Here is a 23,495-nt window from a genome sequence, read left to right as displayed (position 1 = left end):
CATTCTTATGGCTGATTCATCTGTATAACCAGCCAGTGGTAGATAACCGTCACGATATAACGTTGTTGTTCCTCACTTAACGAAACACCCTGCGGAATGTCATGCCACTTAGCCAGACAACCACGGCAACAGGTCGCGGTGGCGTGCTGAGCGATAAACACCGGATGCCCACGCATGGGGGTTTGCTTACCATCGTTCGCCGGTAATGCCGGAGCAAGACGCTTAGCGACAAAATCCGCCGCATGTTGTTCTATAACCGGCGCGCCCTTCTCCAGACAATACTGACGCTCTTTCACACCCAAACGAAAGCGGGAGCGAAATTTTGAACGGGATAAACGCGCGAAGAGTGGATCAAGTGACTGCATTAATAAACCGAGCGTCCTAATTGTTTCGTCAATTGTTCAAGTACTGCGATACCGGCAAGAGAGTTGCCCGCATCATCCAGTTCCGGGCTCCATACCGCGATAGCCATTTCATGCGGGACGATCGCAACAATACCGCCGCCAACGCCAGATTTCGCCGGAAGCCCCACTCGCCAGGCGAATTCACCCGCGTTCTGGTACATTCCGCTCGTTGCCATCAGCGCATTAATTTGCCGTGCCTGCATCGGCGTTACTACTGGCTCATCGATATGAAAAGCCTTCCCCTGATTCGCCAGAAAGACAAACGTCCGCGCCAGCTCAACACAACTCATTTTCAGTGCGCAGTAATGAAAGTAGTTTTGCAGAACAGTAGTTACATCATGATGGAAATTACCAAACGACTTCATCAGCCAGGCGATCGCCGCATTTCTCGCAGAATGTTCAAACTCGGAACGCGCCACCACCGTATCGTAGGCAATATCAGACACGCCGCTTAAGCCGCGCACCACTTCCAGCATACGCTGCCGCGGGGCGCTTAACCGCCCTTGCAGCATATCGCAGACGACCAACGCACCGGCATTAATAAACGGATTGCGTGGAATGCCCTGCTCCATTTCCAGTTGCACCAGGGAATTGAACGGCGATCCAGACGGATCTTTGCCGACGCGTTGCCAGATCTCCTCTTCGGAGTAATGACGCATAGCGACAACGAGACTGAGCACTTTGGAAATAGATTGAATGGAAAAACGTTCTTGCGCGTCTCCGGCCTGAAAAAGCTGCCCATCAACGGTACAAATGGCAATCCCCAGGCGGGAGCCATCGACGGTTGCCAGTGCCGGAATATAATCTGCGACTTTACCCTGACCAATTAGCGGCCGCACTTGCCGCAAGATGTTTTCTAAAATTACATTATCCATGGCGACAGCCACACTCTGCTCCTTGCTCGCAGGTCTGAAAAGACCTGCGAGTATAACAGAGCTAAATATGTGACGTCAGATCCGGTCTTTCCACACCGTCTGGATATTACAGAACTCATGTAAACCGAAATGGGAAAGCTCACGACCAAAACCACTCTTCTTCACACCACCAAAGGCGACTCGCGCATCGCTGGCGCAAAAACCATTGATAAACACGCCACCGCATTCCAGACGTGCTGCCATCTGTCTGGCTCGTGTTTCGTCAGCGGTAAAGATCGTCGCAGAAAGACCGAACTCGCTGTCATTAGCCAGTTTCAGCGCATGTTCCGCATTTTTTGCTATGGTGATTGCGGCAACGGGGCCAAAAAGCTCTTCACGAAACGCCGTCATTTCGGGGGTGACATTAGCCAGAACCGTTGGCGGATAGTAGTTACCTCCCCCTGCCATCTTTTCTCCGCCCAGTAACAAACGCGCCCCCTGCGCCAGTGTTTTTTCCACCTGATGATGTAGCTCATCACGCAAATCAAAACGTGCCATCGGGCCGAGATCGTTCTCTTCGTCACGTGGATCGCCCATTTTTAACGCCGCTGCAGCCGCTACGAAACGTTCGGTAAATGCCGAAGCAATTCCCTCTTCGATGATAAAGCGTTTTGCCGCCGCACATACCTGCCCGGTATTCTGATAACGTCCGATAACCGCAGCTTTCACGGCCAGCTCCAGATCGGCATCGTTAAGCACAATAAACGGATCCGAACCACCCAGTTCCAGTACGCATTTTTTTAGCGCTGCGCCGGCCTGTGCGCCAATAGCCGCTCCCGCACGGACACTGCCGGTCACCGCGACCGCTGCAATACGCGGGTCTTTAATCATCCGGCTGACACCATCGTTGTCAGCATTCAGCCAACCATATACGCCTTGTGGGATACCGGCATCTTGAAATACCTGGGCAATTAACTGTGCACAACCTGACACATTCGGCGCATGTTTAAGTAAGTAACTGTTACCCGCAAGAATGATAGGAACAGCACCGCGCATGACCTGCCATAACGGGAAGTTCCACGGCATAACCGCAAGGATTGTCCCCATTGGGCGATATTCAATGACCGCTTGCTGGTTCTCAACCAGTGTAGGTTCAGCTTTCAGCATTGCCGGGCCATGCTCTGCATACCAGTCGCACAAATTCGCTGATTTCACCACTTCGGCACGCGCCTGTTTGATGGGCTTACCCATTTCACGGGTGATCATTTGCGCCATCTCTTCGCTACGCGTACGCAGAGCCTTAGCGATATCACGCAGTTTCTTCGCCCGGTAATCTATGCTCGTCTCGCGCCAGTCGCGATAGCCTGTCGCCGCAAGCTGAAGAGCGTTTTCAATATCGTCAGCACCAGCCCACGGCAGTGAAGAAAGTTGTTCACCATTGGCTGGATTTATCGAAATGGCATGGGTCGCCGGAGTGATGGTCATTGGGGTATCTCCTTCATGAGTCAGGGTAAAAAGATACGCAGATTTACTCTTACTTTAAAATGAATAATATTAAGCCACTTATTCACGAATTGAGAATACTATGGATCTAACCCAACTGGAGATGTTTAACGCCGTTGCTGAGGCAGGCAGCATTACCCAGGCTGCGGCAAAAGTGCATCGTGTACCTTCTAATCTCACGACCCGTATACGCCAACTGGAAACAGAACTCGGCGTTGAACTGTTTATTCGCGAGAATCAGCGGTTACGGCTTTCTCCCGCCGGGCATAATTTTTTACGCTATAGCCAACAAATTCTCGCGCTGGTGGATGAGGCGCGGAACGTTGTAGCTGGCGATGAGCCGCAAGGTCTGTTTTCTCTCGGGTCGCTGGAAAGCACCGCCGCTGTGCGTATTCCGGCAACGCTGGCTGAATTTAACCGTCGCTACCCTAAAATTCAGTTTTCACTCTCTACCGGCCCATCCGGCACCATGCTGGACGGCGTACTGGAGGGAAAACTGAATGCGGCATTTATCGATGGGCCAATCAGCCATACTGCCATCGACGGGATACCGGTTTATCGCGAGGAGTTGATGATCGTCACGCCACAAGGGCATATGCCAGTAACCCGCGCCAGTCAGGTTAATGGCTGTAACATTTATGCCTTCCGTGCCAATTGCTCGTATCGCCGCCATTTTGAGCGCTGGTTTCATGCTGACGGCTCAGCGCCGGGGACTATTCATGAGATGGAGTCATATCACGGCATGCTGGCTTGTGTTATCGCGGGTGCAGGCATTGCGCTTATCCCTCGCTCTATGCTGGAAAGTATGCCAGGGCATCATCAGGTTGAAGCCTGGCCGTTAGGTGAGCAATGGCGTTGGTTAACAACCTGGCTGGTCTGGCGTCGCGGTGCGAAAACACGTCCGCTTGAGGCATTTATTGAGCTGCTGGATGTGCCAGACTAAGCATGATGAAAAAATTTTCTGCTCTGTATGTTGTACCTGCCACTCACGCAGTAGTTGGCACAACATGAAGCGGCAAAACGCGACACAGGTCACAAAGTCATTGTATTCAGATCATTAACCGTTTTAAGATCATTTCATTACCTTTTCGCAACTCACCCGATAATCTGTTATGACAACGAATATTGTTTCCCGCAAAGTGGCGTGGCTACGGGTAGTTACGCTGGCAGTCGCCGCCTTTATCTTCAATACCACTGAATTTGTTCCTGTTGGTCTGCTTTCTGACATTGCGCAAAGCTTCCATATGCAAACCGCACAAGTCGGTATCATGTTGACCATTTATGCGTGGGTAGTGGCGCTAATGTCACTGCCTTTTATGCTAATGACCAGTCAGGTCGAACGCCGCAAGTTGCTGATCTGCCTGTTTGTGGTGTTTATCGCCAGCCACATCCTGTCGTTTTTATCGTGGAGTTTTACTGTTCTGGTGATCAGCCGTATTGGCGTAGCTTTCGCTCATGCTATTTTCTGGTCGATTACGGCGTCACTGGCGATCCGTATGGCACCCGCCGGAAAGCGAGCGCAGGCATTGAGTTTAATTGCCACCGGCACAGCACTGGCAATGGTATTAGGTTTACCTATCGGGCGCATTGTGGGGCAATATTTCGGCTGGCGAACGACATTCCTCGCGATCGGTATCGGGGCGCTTCTTACCCTTCTGTGCCTCATCAAGCTACTGCCATTACTGCCCAGCGAACATTCCGGCTCATTAAAAAGCCTTCCGCAACTGTTCCGCCGCCCGGCATTGATAAGCATTTATTTGCTGACTGTGGTGGTCGTTACCGCCCATTACACGGCATACAGCTATATCGAACCTTTTGTGCAAAACGTTGCGGGATTCAGCGCCAACTTTGCCACGGCATTGCTGTTGATGCTCGGTGGCGCGGGCATTATTGGTAGCCTGATTTTCGGTAAGCTTGGTAACCAGTATGCATCTATTCTGGTCAGTGCTGCGATTGCGCTGTTGCTGGTGTGCCTGGCGTTACTGTTACCTTCGGCAAGTAGCGAGATACACCTCGGCGTACTGAGCATTTTCTGGGGGATCGCGATGATGATCATCGGGCTTGGGATGCAGGTTAAAGTGCTGGCGCTGGCACCGGATGCCACCGACGTTGCGATGGCGCTATTCTCCGGGATATTTAATATTGGCATTGGTGCCGGGGCGCTGGTGGGTAATCAGGTCAGTCTGCACTGGTCGATGTCGATGATTGGTTATGTGGGCGCAGTTCCGGCACTTGCCGCATTGATATGGTCGATCATAATATTCCGCCGCTGGCCTGTGGCACTCGAAGAACAGACACGATAATTGGAAGGCCCGAACGCGGTGCCGGATTCGGCGGGAACGCCTTATCCGGCCTACAAAACCACGCAAATTCAATACATTGCAGAGATCAGGCCTGATAAGCGTAGCGCATCAGGCAATTTTGCTTTTGTTATCAGTCTCAAAGGCCCATTCGGGCCTTTTTTAATGGTAAGTTTTAATAATTTCCAGGATGCCGTTAATAATAAACTGCACACCCATACAAACCAGTAAGAACCCCATCAGGCGGGAGATCGCTTCAATTCCTCCCTTGCCCACCAGCCGCATAATGGCACCAGAGCTACGCAGACTTCCCCATAAAATGACCGCCACCAGGAAAAAGATCAGCGGCGGCGCAACCATCAGTACCCAGTCCGCGAAAGTTGAGCTCTGACGCACAGTGGACGCCGAGCTAATGATCATCGCAATGGTTCCCGGCCCGGCAGTACTTGGCATTGCCAGCGGCACAAAAGCAATATTGGTGCTGGGTTCATCTTCCAGTTCTTCCGATTTACTTTTTGCCTCCGGAGAGTCCGTTGCCTTTTGCTGTGGAAAGAGCATACGAAAACCGATAAACGCAACGATTAGTCCGCCTGCAATCCGCAGACCGGGAATCGAAATGCCGAAGGTATCCATCACCAGTTGCCCGGCGTAATACGCCACCATCATGATGGCAAATACATACACTGAGGCCATCAACGACTGGCGATTACGTTCGGCACTGTTCATGTTGCCCGCCAGACCGAGAAACAACGCTACGGTAGTAAGCGGGTTAGCTAACGGCAGTAACACCACCAGCCCCAGACCAATCGCTTTAAACAAATCTAACATTGGTGATTGTTATCCTGTGTCTCTTAGTTATCAGCGAAAAGTATAAAGGGTAAACAAGGAGAAAGTTTCACTCTTTAACTTTCCTTGCATTGCGCTGACCAAAACTTGAACCGATTTAGCAAAACGTGGCATCTGCCAACCCATTCATTTGACTTATACTTGCCTAGGCAATATTATCCCCCGCAACTAATTACTTGCCAGGGCAACTAATGTGAAAAGTACCAGCGACCTGTTCAATGAAATCATCCCATTGGGTCGCTTAATCTATATGGTTAATCAGAAGAAAGACCGTCTGCTTAACGATTATCTGTCACCGCTGGATATCACTGCGGCACAGTTTAAGGTGCTCTGCTCTATCCGCTGCGCAGCGTGCATTACACCGGTCGAGCTGAAAAAAGTGTTGTCGGTCGACCTGGGAGCACTGACCCGTATGCTGGATCGCCTGGTCTGTAAAGGTTGGGTGGAACGGTTGCCTAACCCGAATGACAAGCGCGGCGTGCTGGTAAAGCTCACCGCCAGCGGCGCGGCAATATGTGAACAATGCCATCAATTAGTTGGCCAGGATCTGCATCAAGAATTAACAAAAAACCTGACGGCGGACGAAGTGGCAACGCTTGAGCATTTGCTTAAGAAAGTCCTGCCGTAAACAAAAAAAGAGGTATGACGATGTCCAGACGCAATACTGACGCTATTACTATTCATAGCATTTTGGACTGGATCGAGGACAACCTGGAATCACCACTGTCACTGGAAAAAGTGTCAGAGCGTTCAGGTTACTCCAAATGGCACCTGCAACGGATGTTTAAAAAAGAAACTGGCCATTCATTAGGTCAATACATCCGCAGCCGTAAAATGACGGAAATCGCGCAAAAGCTGAAAGAAAGTAACGAGCCAATACTCTATCTGGCAGAACGTTATGGTTTCGAGTCCCAGCAAACCCTGACCCGCACCTTCAAAAACTATTTTGATGTTCCGCCGCATAAATATCGAATGGCGAATATACAGGGCGAATCGCGCTTTTTACATCCGTTGAATCATTACAATAGTTAGTTAAAACGTGACAACGTCACTTGAGGCAATCATGAAACCACTTTTATCCGCAATAGCAACCGCGCTTATTCTCTTTTCCGCGCAGGGATTTGCGGAACAAACTACGCAGCCGGTCGTTACTCCCTGCGGCGATGAAGTGATTGTTCCTCCATCGCAGGAACAACCCCCTTTCGATTTAAATCACATGGGGACAGGCAGTGATAAGTCGGATGCGCTGGGCGTGCCTTATTATAATCAACACACCATGTAATTAATTCTGGCCCCGGGATATCGGGGCTTATTAGCCTCTCACCTTCACCGCTTTACGCCAGCGCAAACCAAACACATTGATATACAGCCCACCCATTATCAGCACCGCACCGAAAAATTGCAGACCCGTTAATCGTTCATCCAGCAATAATGCCGCACTTGCCAGACCAACTACCGGCACCAGTAACGATAACGGTGCAACACGCCAGGTTTCATAGCGACCCAGCAGCGTCCCCCAGATCCCATAACCGACAATTGTCGCCACAAACGCCAGATACATCAGAGACAAAATGGTGATCATGTCGATAGTGACCAGGCTGTGAATCATGGTTGCAGAACCATCGAGAATGAGTGAAGCGACAAAGAACGGAATAATGGGAATTAATGCACTCCATATCACCAGCGACATCACCGCCGGACGCGATGAATGCGACATGATCTTTTTATTGAAGATGTTGCCACACGCCCAGCTAAATGCTGCCGCCAGGGTCAACATAAAGCCGAGCATCGCTACATGCTGACCGTTCAGGCTATCTTCGATTAACACCAGTACACCAAAAATCGCTAAGGCGATCCCCGCCAGTTGTTTGCCATGCAGTCGCTCACCGAAAGTAAACGCGCCAAGCACGATAGTAAAAAACGCCTGAGCCTGTAATACCAGCGAGGCCAGTCCAGCCGGCATACCGAAGTTAATGGCGCAGAAGAGAAAGGCAAACTGCGCAAAACTGATGGTTAAACCATACCCCAGCAGTAAATTCAGCGGTACTTTCGGCCGTGCGACAAAAAAGATAGCCGGGAAAGCGACCAGCATAAAGCGCATACCGGCCAGCATCAGCGGTGGCATGTTGTGAAGTCCCACTTTGATGACCACAAAATTAAGCCCCCACACCACCACAACCAGTAGCGCCAATAACCCATCTTTTCGCGACATTCTACCGCCTCTGAATTTTCATCTTTTGTAAGCAATCAACTTAGCTGAATTTACTTTTCTTTAACAGTTGATTCGTTAGCCATCGTTTCCGACGGCATTAATGGCAAATAAGTCGCTATACTTCGGATTTTTGCCATGCTATTTCTTTACATCTCGAAAACAAAACATAACAAAACGCACCGCCGGACAGCCAAATGAACTTATCCCTGAGACGCTCTACCTGCGCCCTTCTCGCCTCATCGTTGTTATTAACCATCGGACGGGGTGCCACGCTACCGTTTATGACCATTTATTTGAGTCGCCAGTACGGTCTGGGAGTCGATCTGATCGGTTATGCGATGACAATTGCACTAACCATCGGCGTGGTTTTTAGCCTTGGATTTGGCATTCTGGCGGATAAGTTCGACAAGAAACGTTATATGTTACTGGCAATTACCGCCTTCGCCAGCGGTTTTATCGCCATTCCCCTGGTGGACAGCGTAACGCTGGTGGTGCTGTTCTTTGCTCTCATCAACTGCGCCTATTCCGTTTTTGCTACCGTGTTGAAAGCCTGGTTTGCCGATAATCTTTCATCCACCAGCAAAACGAAGATCTTCTCGATCAACTACACCATGCTCAACATTGGCTGGACCATCGGCCCACCGCTCGGCACGCTATTGGTGATGCAAAGCATCAATCTGCCCTTTTGGCTGGCCGCCATCTGTTCCGCGTTCCCCATGCTTTTCATTCAAATTTGGGTAAAGCGCAGCGAGAAAATTATCGCCACAGAGGCGGGTAGCGTCTGGTCGCCAAAAGTTTTGTTACAGGATAAAGCTCTGCTGTGGTTCACCTGCTCTGCTTTTCTTGCTTCTTTCGTGAGCGGTGCTTTTGCCTCGTGCATTTCACAATATGTGATGGTGATTGCTGATGGCGATTTTGCCGAAAAGGTGGTCGCGGTTGTTCTTCCGGTTAATGCTGCGATGGTGGTTACGTTGCAATATTCCGTGGGTCGTCGCATTAATCCGACCAACATTCGCGCATTAATGACGGTGGGCACCCTCTGTTTTGTCGTCGGTCTGATCGGGTTTATCTTTTCCGGCAACAGCCTGCTACTTTGGGGAATTTCAGCCGCGGTATTTACCCTCGGTGAGATCATTTATGCCCCTGGTGAGTACATGTTGATTGACCATATTGCGCCGCCGGGGATGAAAGCCAGTTATTTTTCCGCCCAGTCATTAGGCTGGCTTGGCGCAGCGATAAATCCACTGGTGAGTGGTATCGTGCTCACTACCATGCCGCCTTCCTCGCTGTTTGTCATCTTAGCGTTGGTGATCATTGCGGCGTGGATGCTGATGTTAAAAGGTATTCGCACCAGAACGTGGGGGCAGCCGGTGCTTTGTTGACGGACGAGCCGTGCCAGTGTGGTACGGCGCTGCGGATTATTTTCCTGCGACAACGGCGATTAATACGCGTACAGGATTATCTGCAAAATTCGGCTTTTAACATCGATAAAATTGCCTAGCTGACGGGGTTTAGTCATTCAGCGTTACTGCGTCATCATTTTCACCAGCGTTTTTTATTATCCCCTTCACAATATCGGAAAAACAACCGACCACCATCACATTAACCACCTAATTCAGCCTTCGTTTAGGTTACCTCTGCTAATATCTTCCTCATTGAGATGAGAATTAAGGTAAGCGAGGAAATACACCACACCATAAACGGAGGCAAATAATGCTGGGTAATATGAATGTTTTTATCGCCGTACTGGGAATAAATTTATTTTCTGGTTTTCTGGCCGCGTATTTCAGCCACAAATGGGATGACTAATGAACGGAGATAATCCCTCACCTAACCGGCCCCTTGTTACAGTTGTGTACAAGGGGCCTGATTTTTCTGACGGCGAAAAAAAACCGCCAGTAAACCGGCGGTGAATGCTTGCATGGATTGATTTGTGTTTTGCTTTTACGCTAACAGGCATTTTCCTGCACTGGTAGCGGATCGCTGACACAGTAGCATCACGTTTCTCAATGAATGTTAAACGGTGTTTAAACTCGAGTAATCACGCTCTGTTCATCAATAAACATGCAGCGGTTTCTTCCGGTCTGCTTACCTTCATACATTGCTCTGTCTGCTCTTCCGATTACCGCATCCAGCGACTCTTCAGGAAATGCCCGACTGACTCCAGCGGTCACGGTTATGTTGATATGCCCGTCAGAATGTGCAATTGCGTGGTTATCGACTAACTGGCAAATACGAACTCCGGCACGGCATGCCTCTTCATCATTAGCAGCTTTGACGATGATGATAAATTCTTCGCCGCCATAGCGATAAACCGTTTCGTAATCACGCGTCCAGGTAGCTAAGTAAGTTGCCAGCGTGCGTAATACCACATCGCCTATTAAATGCCCGTAGGTATCATTAACCAATTTAAATCGGTCTATATCCAGCAATATTAAATAGAGATTCAACGGCTCAGCATTGCGTAATTGATGATCAAAGGACTCATCAAGAACCCGACGACCGGGTAAGCCAGTCAGAACATCCATATTGCTACGAATAGTTAAAAGGTAAATTTTGTAATCGGTTAATGCCGCGGTAAAAGAAAGTAACCCGTCCTGAAATGCGTCAAAATGCGCTTCCTGCCAGCGATTTTCAACAATAGCCAGCATTAACTCCCGTCCGCAGATATGCATATGCTGATGCGCAGAATCCATTAGCCGAACGTAAGGTAATTCATCGTTATCGAGTGGCCCCAGATGATCAATCCACTGACCAAACTGGCACAGCCCATAAGAATGGTTATCTGTAATTTCTGGCTTACTGGCATCTTTCGCTACCACGCTGTGAAACATACTCACCAGCCACTGGTAATGGGCATCAATAGCCTTATTGAGATCTAACAAGATGGCATCGATTTCCGTTGTCTTCTTGATCATTGCCACTCCTTTTTCACAGTTCCTTGTGCGTTCTATTGTAACGGGAGAAAAGAAAACTTATGTCAACAATTCCATAGAAAAATATTTACTAAAGGATAAAAACATAACCGCGTGATTTAAAACAAAATACGCAGAAAAAAATAATTAAATCTGGCAAAACAGGTTCAATTTAAGCCAGAAGATATAATACTGATTATGCCGAAGGGGGGAAAACAATGGCCAGATGGATTAGAGCATCTGGCAGTATTATAATTCTACAAATGTACGGAGATACCGAATAACAATTCCAGACATAGCAGTGGGAAACTAAAAACAGAAATGAATAACATAGTATATATTGCCCCGGGCAGGAATCAGTCCGGGGCAATATGGGAGAGTTAAACATCCAGCCCGCGATGTTGCAACATTGGTGCAATCTGTGGTGCCTTACCGCGCCATTGACGATACAGACGTTCTAAATCTTCGCTGTTGCCTTTAGAGAGGATTGCCTCGCGAAAATATTGCCCATTTTCACGCGTTAATCCGCCCTGCTCAACAAACCACTGATAACCATCGTCTGCCAGCATTTGCGTCCACAGATACGCGTAGTAACCCGCCGCATATCCGCCGCCAAAAATGTGGGCGAAATAACTGCTGCGATAACGTGGCGGTACAGCAGGAAGATCCATATTTTCCGCCACCAGCGCCCGCTGTTCGAAATCGTCCACATCCTGCATCGCCTCATTCTCTTGCAAACAGTGCCAACGCATATCGAGAAGCGCAGCACTAAGCAGTTCGCTCATCTCATAGCCTTTATTGAACAGGCTGGCATTGCGCATTTTCTGTTGCAGAGTTTCCGGCATGGCTTCTCTGGTTTGATAATGTCGGGCATAGCGGGCGAACACCTGCGGATGCGTTGCCCAGTGTTCGTTGATTTGCGACGGAAATTCAACAAAATCACGCGGCGTATTGGTGCCGGAAAGCGTGGCATAACGCTGGCAGGCAAACAGACCATGCAATGTATGTCCAAACTCATGGAATAAGGTAATAACGTCATCCCACAGCAACAAGGCAGGCTCACCAGCGGCGGGTTTTTGATAATTGCAAACGTTATAAATTACCGGGCGCGTTTCATTGAGCGTAGATTGCTCGACAAAATTACCCATCCACGCGCCGCCACTTTTTGAATCACGGGCGAAGAAGTCACCGTAAAATAGCGCCAGTCCAACACCGTTATGATCAAAGATTTCCCAGACCCGCACATCCGGGTGATATACCGGTATATCAAACCGTTCGACAAACTTAATGCCGAAAAGCTGATTGGCGGTCCAGAATACCCCTTCATTCAGTACCGTGTTTAATTCAAAATAAGGTTTGAGTTGCGCCTCATCAAGATCGAATTTCTCACGACGTACCTGTTCGGCGTAAAACGCCCAGTCCCACGGCTGTGCGCTAAAACCGCCTTGCTGTTTTCCGATAACCGCCTGAATAGACGCTAATTCATCGCTCGCACGCTGACGCGCCGCCGGAACAATTTCCCGCATAAAGTTGAGTGCCGCTTCTGGCGTTTTTGCCATCTGGTCGGCTATTTTCCATGCGGCATAATGAGGGAAGCCAAGTAATGTTGCCTGTTGCGCGCGGATCTCCACCAGCCGTTGAATGATAGCGCGGGTATCGTTGGCATCATTTTTTTCCGCACGCGTCCAGGCTGCAGTGAACAGTTTTTCACGTGTGGAACGATCGCGGAGTTCCGCAAGCGCCGGTTGTTGCGTAGTGTTCAGCAGTGGGATAAGCCATTTGTTATCCAGACCTTTCTCGCGAGCCGCCCCGGCCGCCAGGGCAATCTCTTGCTCACTCATGCCTGCCAGTTGCTGAATATCGTCAACCACCACTCCACCGAATTTGTTCGCAGCTAATAAGCGCTGGTTAAACTGACTGGTCAGCGTCGCGGCTTCGGTGTTCAGCACTTTTAATTTTGCTTTATCCGCATCTTCAAGTTGGGCTCCGGCAAGGACAAAACGCTGATGAATAACGTCAACCAGTCTAATGGATTCACTATCAAGCCCCTGGGATCCGCGGCGCTGCCAGACTGCATCCACCCGCGCGAATAATTCGCCGTTCAGATAGATATCATTAGCCAGTTCCGCCAGTTCGGCGGAAAACTGTTCATCAAGACGCTGTAACTCATCGTTGGTATGCGCCGCTGTCATGGCAAAAAAGACGCTGGTGACGCGGGTAAGCAATTCACCGCTCTGTTCCAGCGCCAAAATCGTGTTAGTGAAATCAGGTGTCTGCGGGTTGATCGTGATAGCGGTAATCTCAGCCCGCTTTTGCCGCATCCCCTCGTCGAAAGCCGGACGATAGTGATGATCTGCAATTTGATCAAAACGGGGAGCCAGATACGGCAGTGTGCTTTGCACAAGGAAAGGGTTCATTGTTGTCATTTTCTTCTCCTGAACGCGAGGTGTCCCATAGCGTAGGCTGACTGGTAACGGAGTGCAAACCAGTATTACCTGCTCTTAAGCATCACGTGCTATGTTAAGGGACACACAAAAGCGTTGAGGAACAGTGAGATGATCGTTTTAGTAACTGGAGCAACGGCAGGTTTTGGTGAATGCATTACTCGTCGTTTTATTCAACAAGGCCATAAAGTTATCGCTACGGGTCGACGCCAGGAGCGGTTGCAGGAGTTAAAAGACGAGCTGGGCGATAACCTTTATATCGCCCAGCTCGATGTTCGTAATCGCGCCGCTATTGAAGAGATGATGGAATCGCTTCCTGCCGATTGGCGTGACATTGATATTCTGGTGAATAACGCCGGGCTGGCGCTGGGTATGGAACCTGCACATAAAGCCAGTGTCGAAGACTGGGAAACAATGATTGATACCAACAATAAAGGCCTGGTGTATATGACGCGTGCCGTGCTGCCTGGCATGGTTGAGCGTAATCGTGGTCATATTATTAACATTGGTTCAACGGCAGGTAGCTGGCCATATGCTGGTGGCAACGTTTATGGCGCAACAAAAGCATTCGTTCGTCAATTCAGCCTGAATCTGCGTACTGACCTGCATGGCACTGCGGTTCGTGTCACTGACATCGAGCCAGGTCTGGTCGGCGGTACTGAATTTTCCAATGTCCGCTTTAAAGGCGATGACGGTAAAGCGGAAAAAACCTATCAAAACACCGTTGCGCTGACGCCAGAAGATGTCTGTGAAGCCGTCTGGTGGGTGGCGACTCTCCCGGCTCACGTTAACATCAATACTCTGGAAATAATGCCAGTTACCCAGAGCTATGCCGGACTGAATATCCATCGCCATTAATTTTTATACCCGGCCTAACCGCCGGGTTATTGTTTGTCACAAAAAAGTGGTAGACTTGCTCAGTTAACCCACTCAAAAGCAAGAACGAATGACCGTCGAAACACAACTCAATCCCACGCAACCAGTCAATCAACAGATTTATCGTATTCTCCGTCGCGACATTGTGCATTGTCTGATTGCACCGGGTACGCCGTTATCGGAAAAAGAAGTTTCTGTTCGTTTCAATGTGTCGCGCCAGCCAGTTCGTGAAGCCTTCATTAAGCTGGCGGAAAATGGCCTGATTCAAATTCGCCCGCAACGTGGCAGCTACGTCAATAAAATCTCCATGACTCAGGTACGCAACGGTAGTTTTATCCGTCAGGCCATTGAGTGCGCCGTAGTCCGCAGAGCGGCGACCATGATTACCGATAGCCAGTGCTACCTGCTTGAGCAAAATCTCCACCAGCAACGTATAGCCATTGAACGCAAACAACTGGATGATTTTTTTGAACTTGATGATAACTTCCACCAAATCCTGACGCAGATTGCCGACTGTCAGCTCGCGTGGGACACCATTGAAAACCTGAAAGCGACCATTGACCGGGTACGCTATATGAGTTTTGACCACGTCTCGCCACCAGATATGTTGCTGCGCCAACACATGGATATTTTTACTGCGCTACAAAAGCATGATGTCACTGCGGTAGAAAAAGCAATGACACTGCATTTGCAGGAAATAAGTGAATCCGTGCAGCAAATCCGCCAGGAAAACAGCGACTGGTTTAGCGAAGAGTAATTCATGTCCTCTCATCCCACCCGGGATGAGACTCCATTCCCTTCTTCTGGTTCATGCAAGCATCAAAAAAGATGTGAACTTGATCATAAACAAAAAAATATTCACTCGACAGGAGTATTTATATTGCGCCCGTTACGTGGGCTTCGACTGTAAATCAGAAAGGAGAAAACACCTATGACGACCTACGATCGTAACCGTAACGCAATCACCACTGGCAGCCGTGTTATGGTTAGCGGCACCGGTCACACTGGCAAGATCCTGTCGATTGATACTGAAGGTCTGACCGCAGAGCAAATCCGCCGCGGAAAAACCGTGGTTGTTGAAGGTTGTGATGAAAAACTCGCGCCTCTGGACCTGATTCGTCTCGGCATGAACTAAGCGTGTGAATGCCGCCGATGGCGGCATTGCTGTTTTTACGCCACGGTTGCTTTCGCGCCTTCAGTCAATAAAGACAAATACGCCTCTGTTACTTTATCTGTGAATAAAGCATTGTTCGGCAAATCGTTACCAAAGATCGCCTCAATCGCTATCAATGCCCGCACGCGTTCTTTCCCTTCCTCACTATTTTGTACGGTCTGCTGGATCACAGACAATAACGGGTCGCTGATCTCAATTGGATTACCCAGCTCATCTACACCGCCGACATAACGCATCCAACCCGCGACACCAAGCGCCAGGAGATTAAATGAACTGCCATGCGCTAAATGCCAGCGCACAGAATCCAGCATACGTTGCGGCAGTTTCTGACTACCATCCATCGCAATCTGCCAGGTCCGATGGCGTAAAGCAGGGTTACTGTAGCGCTCAATCAATCGGTTAGCATAATCTTGCAGATCCACTCCCTGCACTTTCAGCGTCGGTGCCTGTTCCTGCAACATTAATGTAAGCGCTGCACGGCGATAATTATCATCTTCCATACAATCATTAATATGCTGATAACCCGCCAGATATCCCAGATAAGCCAGGAAGGAATGGCTGCCGTTGAGCATACGCAGTTTCATCTCTTCATATGGCAGTACATCACTAACCAGTTCGGCTCCCGCTTTTTCCCATTCCGGGCGTCCGGCAACAAAGTTATCTTCAATCACCCACTGGCGGAAAGGTTCACAGGCAACACCTGCCGGATCACGCACACCGGCGAGTTGTTCGATTTTATCCAGTGTTTCTGCCGTGACCGCGGGTACAATGCGATCCACCATTGTCGATGGGAAAGTCACGTTTTCTACAATCCATTGCGCCAGTTTTTCGTCGACAGCACGCGCATAAGAAGTGACAACGTCACGCATGACATGACCATTCTCAGGCATGTTATCGCACGACATCACCGTAAGTGCCTGTAACCCTGCCGCTTTACGTCGTGCCAACGCCTCGACGATAACCCCTGGTGCCGTTTTGGGCTGGTGAGGATTGTTCAGATCAGCGACGATCATTGGGTGATCCAACATTAACTGGCCGCTCGCCGGTGAGTGGAAATAACCTTTCTCCGTAATTGTCAGGGAGACAATAGCAATTTGCGGTTCACACATGGCAGCCAGTACCGCTTCCAAACCGTCGATTTGCACATGCAGCGCTTTTTTCACTACGCCAATGACACGAGCAGTCCAGGCATCTGCGGACATCTCCGCAACGGTATAGAGATTATCTTGCTGTTTTAGATCGACGATTTGCTGTTCCCCGCCGATTAAGTTGACCTCATAATATCCCCAGTCACTGCAATGTTCAGCGGCAAGAATATCGGCATACACGCCTTGATGCGCGCGATGAAATGCGCCAAAACCTAAATGAACAATTCGAGGTATCAAATTATTACGCTCATAGACAGGAAGCGTAGCCTTCGCTGATAACAAATTATTTCCCATGACAATTCCTTTAATTTAAATTTGGCAAGATGAGATGAATGGCTTGTTATATGAATAAAAAATCCCTTCTCCGTAAAAGAAGGGATTCAGGATTTACAGACTTCTTGAAGGTTGCGCAGCTCTTACAATACGTGGTTGATCTTCCGCGGCATCTTCCAACGCACTCAGATCGCGGTCTTTAACTTCTGGCATTTTCAGCGCGGAAATTAATCCGATAACAGAATAAGCCATAATCATTATTGCAATCGGATACCAGGATTCGGTCATGGTGCAGAAAATGCCTGCCAGAATAGGACCAAAACCTGAAGCAACAAGACCACCTATTTCTTTGGATATTGCCATTCGGGTAAAGCGACTTTTACAGCCGAACATTTCTGCCATAGTAATGTTTTCCAGGGCAAATAATCCCAACACCGCACAGTTGTGAATTACAATCAACGCAACCATGATGGTACTTGGAGCATAGCTTTTATCTACGATAATAGAAAGCATTGGCCACGCCAGTACAATGGCTGAAGTATTCATAATGATATAGGGAATACGACGGCCAATTTTATCGGATAACCAACCGAGGAAAGGTATCGTCATAAAACCAATAATGGAACTGATCATTAATGCATCTGTTGGAATTGCTTTATTGAACAGCAGAGTCTGCACTAAATATCCGGCAAGGAAGGTTTGAATCAAACCAGAGTTTCCTGCCTGTCCAAAACGCAGACCCGTTGCCAGCCAAAAAGATTTACTCTGGAACATACTGCCAGAAGGAACAGCTTTTGGCGCAGGCTGCTTACTGTCATTAACTTTCTCAAAAACCGGGCTTTCTTTCAGGTTCATGCGCAACCAGATAGCAAAGACCATCACCACAACACTAGCGAGAAACGGAATACGCCATCCCCATGCCAGCAACTCTTCTTTGCTGAGGATAAAGAACATAAAGGCCCAGATTGCCGTTGCACTCAAAGTACCGCAGTTCGTTCCCATCGCGACGAATGAGGAGATAATGCCGCGTTTGCCTTTCGGCGCATATTCCGCCAGCATCGTACCAGCTCCGGAAATCTCAGCACCAGCCCCCAACCCCTGAATAATACGTAGAGTCACCAGCAAGATTGGCGCAAAAACACCAATCTGTGCATAAGTCGGCAACACACCAATTAGGGTAGTACAGATCCCCATCATAGTGATGGTAATAAAGAGAACTTTTTTACGCCCTATTCTGTCGCCCATTTTGCCGAAAATAAATGCCCCAACAATGCGTGCTACATAACCAGCACCGTAGGTTCCCATTGCCAGAATTAACGCCATTGCGGCTGATGATTCCGGAAAAAATATTTCATGAAATACTAACGCTGCACCGAGCGAGTACAACTGAAAATCCATAAATTCAAGTGCCGTACCTAACCATCCTGATACCGCTGCCTTCACTAAATCCTTAGTGCTTCTTTCATGTTTTTCTATTGTCATAATTATTATCTCTAAATAAGAGGTAAGATGCGTACTGCTTATCCGCTGTTATTGATATTATTCAGAAAAAGTGAGTAAAACTTTGCAGCAATGCTTTTGATCATTTTCAAATAATGAAATAGCATCAGCGACATGTTGATAATCAAAGGTATGGGTAATTAATTTATCAGGGTTAATTAAACCTTTGCTTAGCCAGTCGATAACCACCGGAAATTTATTGGCATTTAACCGAGAAGAAAAAATAGAGAGTTCTTTACCAGTAATTCCCTGTTGAATAACTTCAGACGGCTCACTGGAGAATCCCATTAACACAATTCGTGCCGCAGGAGATGCCAGCATAACCGCTTCTTTCAGAATTGATGGATGACAAGCGGCATCAATAATTAATGTTGGTTTAATACCCTTTTCAGCGAATATTTCGCCAAGCGGTGTCTGGCTGTTATTAATCGCCCAATCTGCTCCGCTCTCTTTCGCTTTGTCCAGTCGTTCATCAATGCGATCGGCAACAATCACATTTTTAACGTTATAGACCCCCTTTAATACCTGAACAATAGTCAGACCAATTGGACCTGCGCCATAAACTAGCACGGTGTCATCTTCAGTCGGTTGACCGTGTCCGGTAACGTTCGCCGCAATGGTAAAGGGTTCGATCATTACCGCGAATTTATCAGCCACTGCATCGGGAATTTTCCACGCGTTTTTTGCCGGAACTACCGCATATTCGCTAAAACCGCCGTCGGTGTGAACACCTAATACTGCTAGCGTTGTGCAGACGTTCGGCTTACCAATTGAACACGGATAACAATGTCCGCAACTGACTACCGGATCTACCGCAACACGTTCGCCAACTCTGGTGTTCACTACGCCTTCACCTACGGCATCAATCACGCCAAAAAACTCGTGCCCAATGACGCGCGGATATTTCGCAAATGGATTATGACCGCGATAAATATGACTATCCGATCCACAAATCCCGGCGAGTTTCACTTTTACTCGCACTTCACCCGCTGATGGGGTAGGTATTTCCCGTTCGATAATCGCCAGTTGATTCGGTTTTTCAATTAAGATGCTTTTCATTATTTTACTCCTTACCAGTTCCATAACGTGCCATCTTCCAGACGTGCGACTGGCAGATAAGCAGGTTCGTAGGGATATTTCGCCGCCAGCTTTTCATCGAACTCGATGCCAATACCTGGCTTGTCACCCGGATGCATATAGCCGTTATCGAAGCTCCAGTTGTGCGGGAACACTTCGAGCATTTGTTCTGAGTAGCCCATGTATTCTTGTACGCCAAAATTCGGCACCCACAGGTCAAAGTGCAAAGCCGCAGCCATGCAGACTGGTGACAAATCGGAAGGGCCGTGTGAGCCTGTGCGCACCTGATAAAGCGAAGCAAAATCCGCAATCCGACGCATACCGGTAATGCCGCCTGCATGGGTCAGCGTGGTACGGATATAGTCGATAAGTTGCTCTTCAATGAGCTGTTTGCAGTCCCAAATGCTATTGAAGACTTCACCCACCGCAATTGGCGTGACGGTATGTTGGCGAATCAGACGGAAACACTCCTGGTTTTCTGCGGGGGTCGGATCTTCCATCCAGAACATGCGAAAATCTTCAATGCTTTTACCAAAGCGCGCCGCTTCAATAGGCGTTAAGCGATGATGCATGTCATGCAGCAAATGTTCATCAAAACCAAACTTGTTACGTACCGCGTCGAACAGTTTTGGCATGAAGTCGAGATATTTTTCCGTTGACCACAACTGCTCTTCTGGCCACTGCCCTTTGGTCGCAGGTTCATAGGCCTGCCCTTTTCCTTTGGACATACCGTAAGTCGTTTTCATGCCAGGAATACCGCACTGCACGCGGATGGCCTTGAATCCCAGTTCCTGATGACGGGCATAATCATCCAGTGCCTCATCAATACTGTGACCGGTGGTATGGCAATAGACCATCACCCCTTCGCGAGACGCGCCGCCGAGTAACTGGTAAAGCGGCATGTTGGCAGCTTTGGCTTTAATGTCCCATAGCGCCATATCAACGGCTGAAATGGCCGACATAGTCACCGGGCCGCGACGCCAGTAAGCACCTTTATAGAAAAACTGCCAGATATCTTCGATACGGTGGGCATCGCGGCCTATAAGTTGCGGACACAGGTGATCCTGCAAATAGGACGCAACGGAAAGCTCGCGTCCGTTGAGAGTGGCATCACCAAGACCGGTAATACCGTCCTCGGTGGTGATTTTTAAGGTGACGAAATTACGCCCCGGACAGGTAACAAAAACTTCAGCCCCTACAATCTTCATGTTCTATTCCTTGCATCGCTTATCGTGATGCATGAAATCTACGCAACTGAGCTACTACCATACAAGTATGAAGATCAAAAAAAGCCAGAACGATCACAAAAAAAGCGCATATTTGCGCCATGAATAGTTCTAAAAATAGTCAAAGCTTATTGTTTTTCAGTGCCCTGAAAACGCGTATGTCATTGATAATAAAATATCTTATAGACCAGAAAAATCAGGCACGTCCCCAGCCAGCAACAATAATCAACATACCGCAAAGCGCAATTATCGCGCCTGTCCAGTCGTAGAGACTGAGCTTCACCCCATCCACCACACGCAGCCAAATCAACGCCGTACAGACATAAACGCCACCATAAGCCGCATAAACTCGCCCACTTGCTGCGGGATGTAACGTTAACAGCCAGACAAACAGCGCCAGGGAAATCCCCGCCGGAACCAACAGCCAGACGCTGGCATTTCGTTTCAGCCATAACCAGGGTAAAAAGCAACCCATGATTTCACACAGGGCAGTAACAAAAAACAGTAACGTTGTTTTAATCATCTTTGTCACTTATTGACATCATGTATATTTATAGGGCGACATAATATCATCAACATATACATCCTTCTGTTACGTTTCGTGTTCACAGTGGATCGTGTAAAATCGCCTTTAATCATTCATACAAGGAATGAATCATGAATATCACTCTCTGCAAAAAACTCAGCCTGCTCGCTTTTCTGCTGCCTTGCGCACTGGCATTTAGCGCAACTACTCATGCAGAAACTAACAAACTGGTGATTGAATCTGGCGACAGCACACAGAGTCGCCAGCAGGCGGCGATGGAAAAAGAGCAATGGAATGACACGCGTAATCTGCGTCAGAAAGTCAACAAACGCACCGAGAAAGAATGGGATAAAGCTGACGCCGCATTCGATAACCGCGATAAATGTGAGCAGAGTGCCAACATTAATGCCTACTGGGAGCCGAATACTTTACGCTGTCTGGACCGTCGTACTGGCCGCGTAATCATCCCCTAACCTGTTATTGATATAAGGAATGTAAGGACACGTTATGACAAGCGCCCACAGTGTTAAGCTACGTCCGCTGGAGCGTGAAGATTTACGCTATGTGCATCAACTCGACAATAACGCCAGCGTAATGCGTTACTGGTTTGAGGAACCCTACGAAGCCTTCGTTGAACTCTCTGATCTGTACGATAAACATATTCACGATCAGAGTGAACGCCGTTTCGTCGTGGAATGTGATGGCGAAAAAGCCGGTCTGGTAGAGCTGGTGGAAATTAACCACGTCCATCGCCGCGCTGAATTTCAGATAATCATCTCCCCGGAATACCAGGGTAAAGGTCTGGCAACCCGCGCCGCGACATTAGCGATGGATTATGGCTTCACTGTTCTTAATCTCTATAAACTTTATCTGATCGTCGATAAAGAGAATGAAAAAGCGATTCATATTTACCGTAAGCTCGGTTTTACGGTCGAAGGTGAACTGATGCATGAATTCTTTATTAACGGTCAATATCGCAATGCCATTCGCATGTGCATATTCCAGCATCAGTATCTGGCGGAACATAAAACGCAGGGGCAGACTCTACTGAAACCGACCGCGCAATAGCATTAATAATAATCAATGGTATTTTTGATGGTGTAAACCCGTTCGACAGCGGGTTTTTCCCCCTCATCCACAATGATTAATTGGCAGTCCACCGGATTGGCGTGGCTGTCATATTCACAGGTCTGCCTGATATTACCAACCTGTTGATTATTCAGCAAAGTAATGGCCGTATAATCGAGTTTTTTGATCGGATCCTTTGACGGTGTCGCGGTGACAGATAACGTTTTGTCGTTGCTTATTGTCGTTTTACCCAGCGGATACCCCTGGCCATCATACCGATACTCCATCTTCATCTGTTTACTGCTGGCTTTAACCACGAAGCCATTATCATCGGTTTCCCAACTCACCCCTGCGGAAGGTAATTCCGCTAACTGACATTTCCCCTGTAAACGTACTCGCTTCTCCAGCGTCTGTGCATCACGGTAATAATTTGCGTCTAACACCAGGGCAACTACAGTATTATTCTCCAGATCCAGCAATTCGAGAGAATCAAAACAGCCTTCTTCCGATAAAGTACCTGAAACGCGCTTCGTTACTTCCCCTTGCTCATTTATTAATGTCTGAGTGAAATCCTTAACCGGACCACGCAGCGGATCAAAATCGAATTCATTAGAGAAACTGGCCATCTCTGGCGTAAAAGAGAGCGTTACTTCTGTGCGGTCACATCCTATAAGCGTTATCGCGAGCAAACATGGCAGTAATTTGGCATTCACATCAGTCACCTGACAGTAAAGATGATTCTCAATCATAGTAGCAAATACAGTAATTTACACGTGAAATGCTATGCTTAGGTAGTAATATTCATGTAAGGAGCCAATGATGAAAAACGTCGCCTGTAGTGCCGCACTTCTGCTCGCCCTGGCCTCATCCACAGTGCTCGCCGCGTCGGATTCTTGTGAGCGTATAAAAAGCGATATTTCACAGCGCATTATCAATAACGGCGTCCCGGAAAGCAGCTTCACTTTAAGTATTGTGCCGAATGATCAGGTTGATCAGCCTGATTCACAGGTCGTCGGGCATTGTGCCAACGACACGCATAAAATTCTCTATACCCGCACCACCAGCGGTAATGTTTCTGCCCACTCTCAACCAACCCATGATAGTGGCCCTGCCGAACCGCAGCAATAAACCTGTGGCTGCCTGATACGA

At 48.4% G+C, this 23,495-nt stretch carries 27 protein-coding genes and 1 pseudogene; 15 read left to right on the top strand and 13 right to left on the bottom strand.

The window, feature by feature from the left end; all coding sequences use genetic code 11:
• Window positions 1–5: 5 nt before the first annotated feature.
• The 3 genes from C7B16_RS01600 to sad form a co-directional block, all read right to left on the bottom strand.
• Window positions 6–365: a DUF4186 domain-containing protein gene (locus C7B16_RS01600; RefSeq protein ID WP_016248688.1), complete on the bottom strand. Its 360-nt coding sequence runs from the start codon at window positions 363–365 to the stop codon at window positions 6–8.
• Window positions 365–1,291, bottom strand: a complete 927-nt coding sequence (glsB, locus tag C7B16_RS01595) for a glutaminase B (RefSeq protein WP_000257432.1) — start codon at window positions 1,289–1,291, stop codon at window positions 365–367. Before glsB ends, C7B16_RS01600 begins: the two co-directional genes overlap by 1 nt.
• Before the next feature lie 63 nt (window positions 1,292–1,354).
• Window positions 1,355–2,743: a succinate-semialdehyde dehydrogenase gene (gene sad, locus C7B16_RS01590; protein ID WP_107179286.1), complete on the bottom strand. Its 1,389-nt coding sequence runs from the start codon at window positions 2,741–2,743 to the stop codon at window positions 1,355–1,357.
• 100 nt (window positions 2,744–2,843) lie between these two features.
• Between sad and ptrR the strand changes: the two genes are divergently transcribed.
• Window positions 2,844–3,704: a putrescine utilization regulator PtrR gene (ptrR, locus tag C7B16_RS01585; protein ID WP_107179285.1), complete on the top strand. Its 861-nt coding sequence runs from the start codon at window positions 2,844–2,846 to the stop codon at window positions 3,702–3,704.
• Window positions 3,705–3,873: 169 nt separating this feature from the next.
• A complete protein-coding gene (ydeA, locus tag C7B16_RS01580; RefSeq protein ID WP_000210461.1) occupies window positions 3,874–5,064 on the top strand; it encodes an L-arabinose MFS transporter in 1,191 nt (396 codons plus the stop codon).
• A gap of 159 nt (window positions 5,065–5,223) precedes the next feature.
• On the opposite strand, the gene marC is transcribed toward ydeA, so the two are convergent.
• Window positions 5,224–5,889: an NAAT family transporter MarC gene (marC, locus tag C7B16_RS01575; protein WP_000885037.1), complete on the bottom strand. Its 666-nt coding sequence runs from the start codon at window positions 5,887–5,889 to the stop codon at window positions 5,224–5,226.
• A 211-nt stretch (window positions 5,890–6,100) separates the two neighbouring features.
• On the opposite strand from marC, the gene marR reads away from it, so the two are divergent.
• From marR to marB, 3 genes are read left to right on the top strand one after another with little or no spacing between them, the layout of a single operon-like run.
• Window positions 6,101–6,535 (top strand): multiple antibiotic resistance transcriptional regulator MarR, encoded by a 435-nt coding sequence (gene marR, locus C7B16_RS01570; RefSeq protein ID WP_000843428.1) that lies wholly within the window; start codon window positions 6,101–6,103, stop codon window positions 6,533–6,535.
• Window positions 6,536–6,555: 20 nt separating this feature from the next.
• A complete protein-coding gene (gene marA / locus C7B16_RS01565) occupies window positions 6,556–6,939 on the top strand; it encodes an MDR efflux pump AcrAB transcriptional activator MarA (RefSeq protein ID WP_000091195.1) in 384 nt (127 codons plus the stop codon).
• Window positions 6,940–6,970: 31 nt separating this feature from the next.
• Window positions 6,971–7,189 (top strand): multiple antibiotic resistance protein MarB, encoded by a 219-nt coding sequence (gene marB / locus C7B16_RS01560; protein WP_000803534.1) that lies wholly within the window; start codon window positions 6,971–6,973, stop codon window positions 7,187–7,189.
• 30 nt (window positions 7,190–7,219) lie between these two features.
• Here marB and eamA read toward each other — a convergent pair whose 3' ends face one another.
• Window positions 7,220–8,119 (bottom strand): O-acetylserine/cysteine exporter, encoded by a 900-nt coding sequence (gene eamA / locus C7B16_RS01555; protein WP_000087186.1) that lies wholly within the window; start codon window positions 8,117–8,119, stop codon window positions 7,220–7,222.
• Window positions 8,120–8,313: 194 nt separating this feature from the next.
• Here eamA and ydeE point away from each other — a divergent pair, with 194 nt between their 5' ends.
• The 4 genes and pseudogenes from ydeE (at window position 8,314) to mgtT (ending at window position 10,032) form a co-directional block, all read left to right on the top strand.
• A complete protein-coding gene (gene ydeE, locus C7B16_RS01550) occupies window positions 8,314–9,501 on the top strand; it encodes an efflux MFS transporter YdeE (RefSeq protein WP_001054142.1) in 1,188 nt (395 codons plus the stop codon).
• A 41-nt stretch (window positions 9,502–9,542) separates the two neighbouring features.
• A pseudogene (locus C7B16_RS01545) lies at window positions 9,543–9,725 on the top strand (helix-turn-helix domain-containing protein); the annotation flags it as partial.
• 107 nt (window positions 9,726–9,832) lie between these two features.
• On the top strand, window positions 9,833–9,928 hold the full coding sequence (mgtS, locus tag C7B16_RS01540) for a protein MgtS (RefSeq protein ID WP_107179284.1): 96 nt from the start codon (window positions 9,833–9,835) through the stop codon (window positions 9,926–9,928).
• Window positions 9,928–10,032, top strand: a complete 105-nt coding sequence (mgtT, locus tag C7B16_RS24965) for a protein MgtT (RefSeq protein WP_214678605.1) — start codon at window positions 9,928–9,930, stop codon at window positions 10,030–10,032. The genes mgtS and mgtT overlap by 1 nt, the downstream gene beginning before the upstream one ends.
• 114 nt (window positions 10,033–10,146) lie before the next feature.
• Here mgtT and dgcZ read toward each other — a convergent pair whose 3' ends face one another.
• Window positions 10,147–11,037, bottom strand: a complete 891-nt coding sequence (gene dgcZ, locus C7B16_RS01535; protein ID WP_000592792.1) for a diguanylate cyclase DgcZ — start codon at window positions 11,035–11,037, stop codon at window positions 10,147–10,149.
• 377 nt (window positions 11,038–11,414) lie between these two features.
• A complete protein-coding gene (dcp, locus tag C7B16_RS01530; RefSeq protein ID WP_107179283.1) occupies window positions 11,415–13,460 on the bottom strand; it encodes a peptidyl-dipeptidase Dcp in 2,046 nt (681 codons plus the stop codon).
• A gap of 129 nt (window positions 13,461–13,589) precedes the next feature.
• Here dcp and ydfG point away from each other — a divergent pair, with 129 nt between their 5' ends.
• The 3 genes from ydfG (at window position 13,590) to ydfZ (ending at window position 15,489) form a co-directional block, all read left to right on the top strand.
• Window positions 13,590–14,336, top strand: a complete 747-nt coding sequence (gene ydfG, locus C7B16_RS01525) for a bifunctional NADP-dependent 3-hydroxy acid dehydrogenase/3-hydroxypropionate dehydrogenase YdfG (RefSeq protein WP_107179282.1) — start codon at window positions 13,590–13,592, stop codon at window positions 14,334–14,336.
• Window positions 14,337–14,424: 88 nt separating this feature from the next.
• On the top strand, window positions 14,425–15,111 hold the full coding sequence (locus C7B16_RS01520; protein WP_000215557.1) for a GntR family transcriptional regulator: 687 nt from the start codon (window positions 14,425–14,427) through the stop codon (window positions 15,109–15,111).
• 174 nt (window positions 15,112–15,285) lie between these two features.
• Window positions 15,286–15,489, top strand: coding sequence for a putative selenium delivery protein YdfZ (ydfZ, locus tag C7B16_RS01515; RefSeq protein ID WP_000214710.1), 204 nt, complete (start codon window positions 15,286–15,288; stop codon window positions 15,487–15,489).
• A gap of 35 nt (window positions 15,490–15,524) precedes the next feature.
• Here the strand turns inward: ydfZ and C7B16_RS01510 are convergent, their stop codons facing one another.
• From C7B16_RS01510 to C7B16_RS01490, 5 genes are all read right to left on the bottom strand, one after another.
• Entirely contained in the window at window positions 15,525–16,970 is a 1,446-nt protein-coding gene (locus C7B16_RS01510) for a mannitol dehydrogenase family protein (protein ID WP_107179281.1), read from the bottom strand.
• A gap of 93 nt (window positions 16,971–17,063) precedes the next feature.
• Entirely contained in the window at window positions 17,064–18,431 is a 1,368-nt protein-coding gene (gene ydfJ, locus C7B16_RS01505; protein ID WP_105275944.1) for an MHS family MFS transporter YdfJ, read from the bottom strand.
• Window positions 18,432–18,488: 57 nt separating this feature from the next.
• On the bottom strand, window positions 18,489–19,508 hold the full coding sequence (locus tag C7B16_RS01500) for a Zn-dependent oxidoreductase (RefSeq protein ID WP_107179280.1): 1,020 nt from the start codon (window positions 19,506–19,508) through the stop codon (window positions 18,489–18,491).
• An 11-nt stretch (window positions 19,509–19,519) separates the two neighbouring features.
• Entirely contained in the window at window positions 19,520–20,734 is a 1,215-nt protein-coding gene (rspA, locus tag C7B16_RS01495; protein WP_000706280.1) for a starvation-sensing protein RspA, read from the bottom strand.
• A 214-nt stretch (window positions 20,735–20,948) separates the two neighbouring features.
• On the bottom strand, window positions 20,949–21,275 hold the full coding sequence (locus C7B16_RS01490) for a YnfA family protein (RefSeq protein ID WP_001516354.1): 327 nt from the start codon (window positions 21,273–21,275) through the stop codon (window positions 20,949–20,951).
• A gap of 134 nt (window positions 21,276–21,409) precedes the next feature.
• On the opposite strand from C7B16_RS01490, the gene C7B16_RS01485 reads away from it, so the two are divergent.
• Both C7B16_RS01485 and speG read left to right on the top strand, forming a co-directional pair.
• Entirely contained in the window at window positions 21,410–21,751 is a 342-nt protein-coding gene (locus C7B16_RS01485; RefSeq protein ID WP_107179279.1) for a DUF1283 family protein, read from the top strand.
• A gap of 34 nt (window positions 21,752–21,785) precedes the next feature.
• Window positions 21,786–22,346: a spermidine N1-acetyltransferase gene (speG, locus tag C7B16_RS01480; protein WP_000199502.1), complete on the top strand. Its 561-nt coding sequence runs from the start codon at window positions 21,786–21,788 to the stop codon at window positions 22,344–22,346.
• 2 nt (window positions 22,347–22,348) lie between these two features.
• Here speG and C7B16_RS01475 read toward each other — a convergent pair whose 3' ends face one another.
• Window positions 22,349–23,059, bottom strand: coding sequence for a YnfC family lipoprotein (locus C7B16_RS01475; protein WP_107179278.1), 711 nt, complete (start codon window positions 23,057–23,059; stop codon window positions 22,349–22,351).
• 106 nt (window positions 23,060–23,165) lie between these two features.
• Here C7B16_RS01475 and C7B16_RS01470 point away from each other — a divergent pair, with 106 nt between their 5' ends.
• Complete coding sequence (locus C7B16_RS01470; protein ID WP_000799836.1) at window positions 23,166–23,474, top strand: DUF1161 domain-containing protein; 309 nt, start codon at window positions 23,166–23,168, stop codon at window positions 23,472–23,474.
• Window positions 23,475–23,495: the final 21 nt, after the last annotated feature.

Source organism: Escherichia sp. 20412-1, from assembly GCF_003027595.1.
Taxonomy (GTDB): Bacteria; Pseudomonadota; Gammaproteobacteria; order Enterobacterales; family Enterobacteriaceae; genus Escherichia; species Escherichia marmotae.
This window is presented reverse-complemented; position numbering and strand designations above follow the sequence as displayed.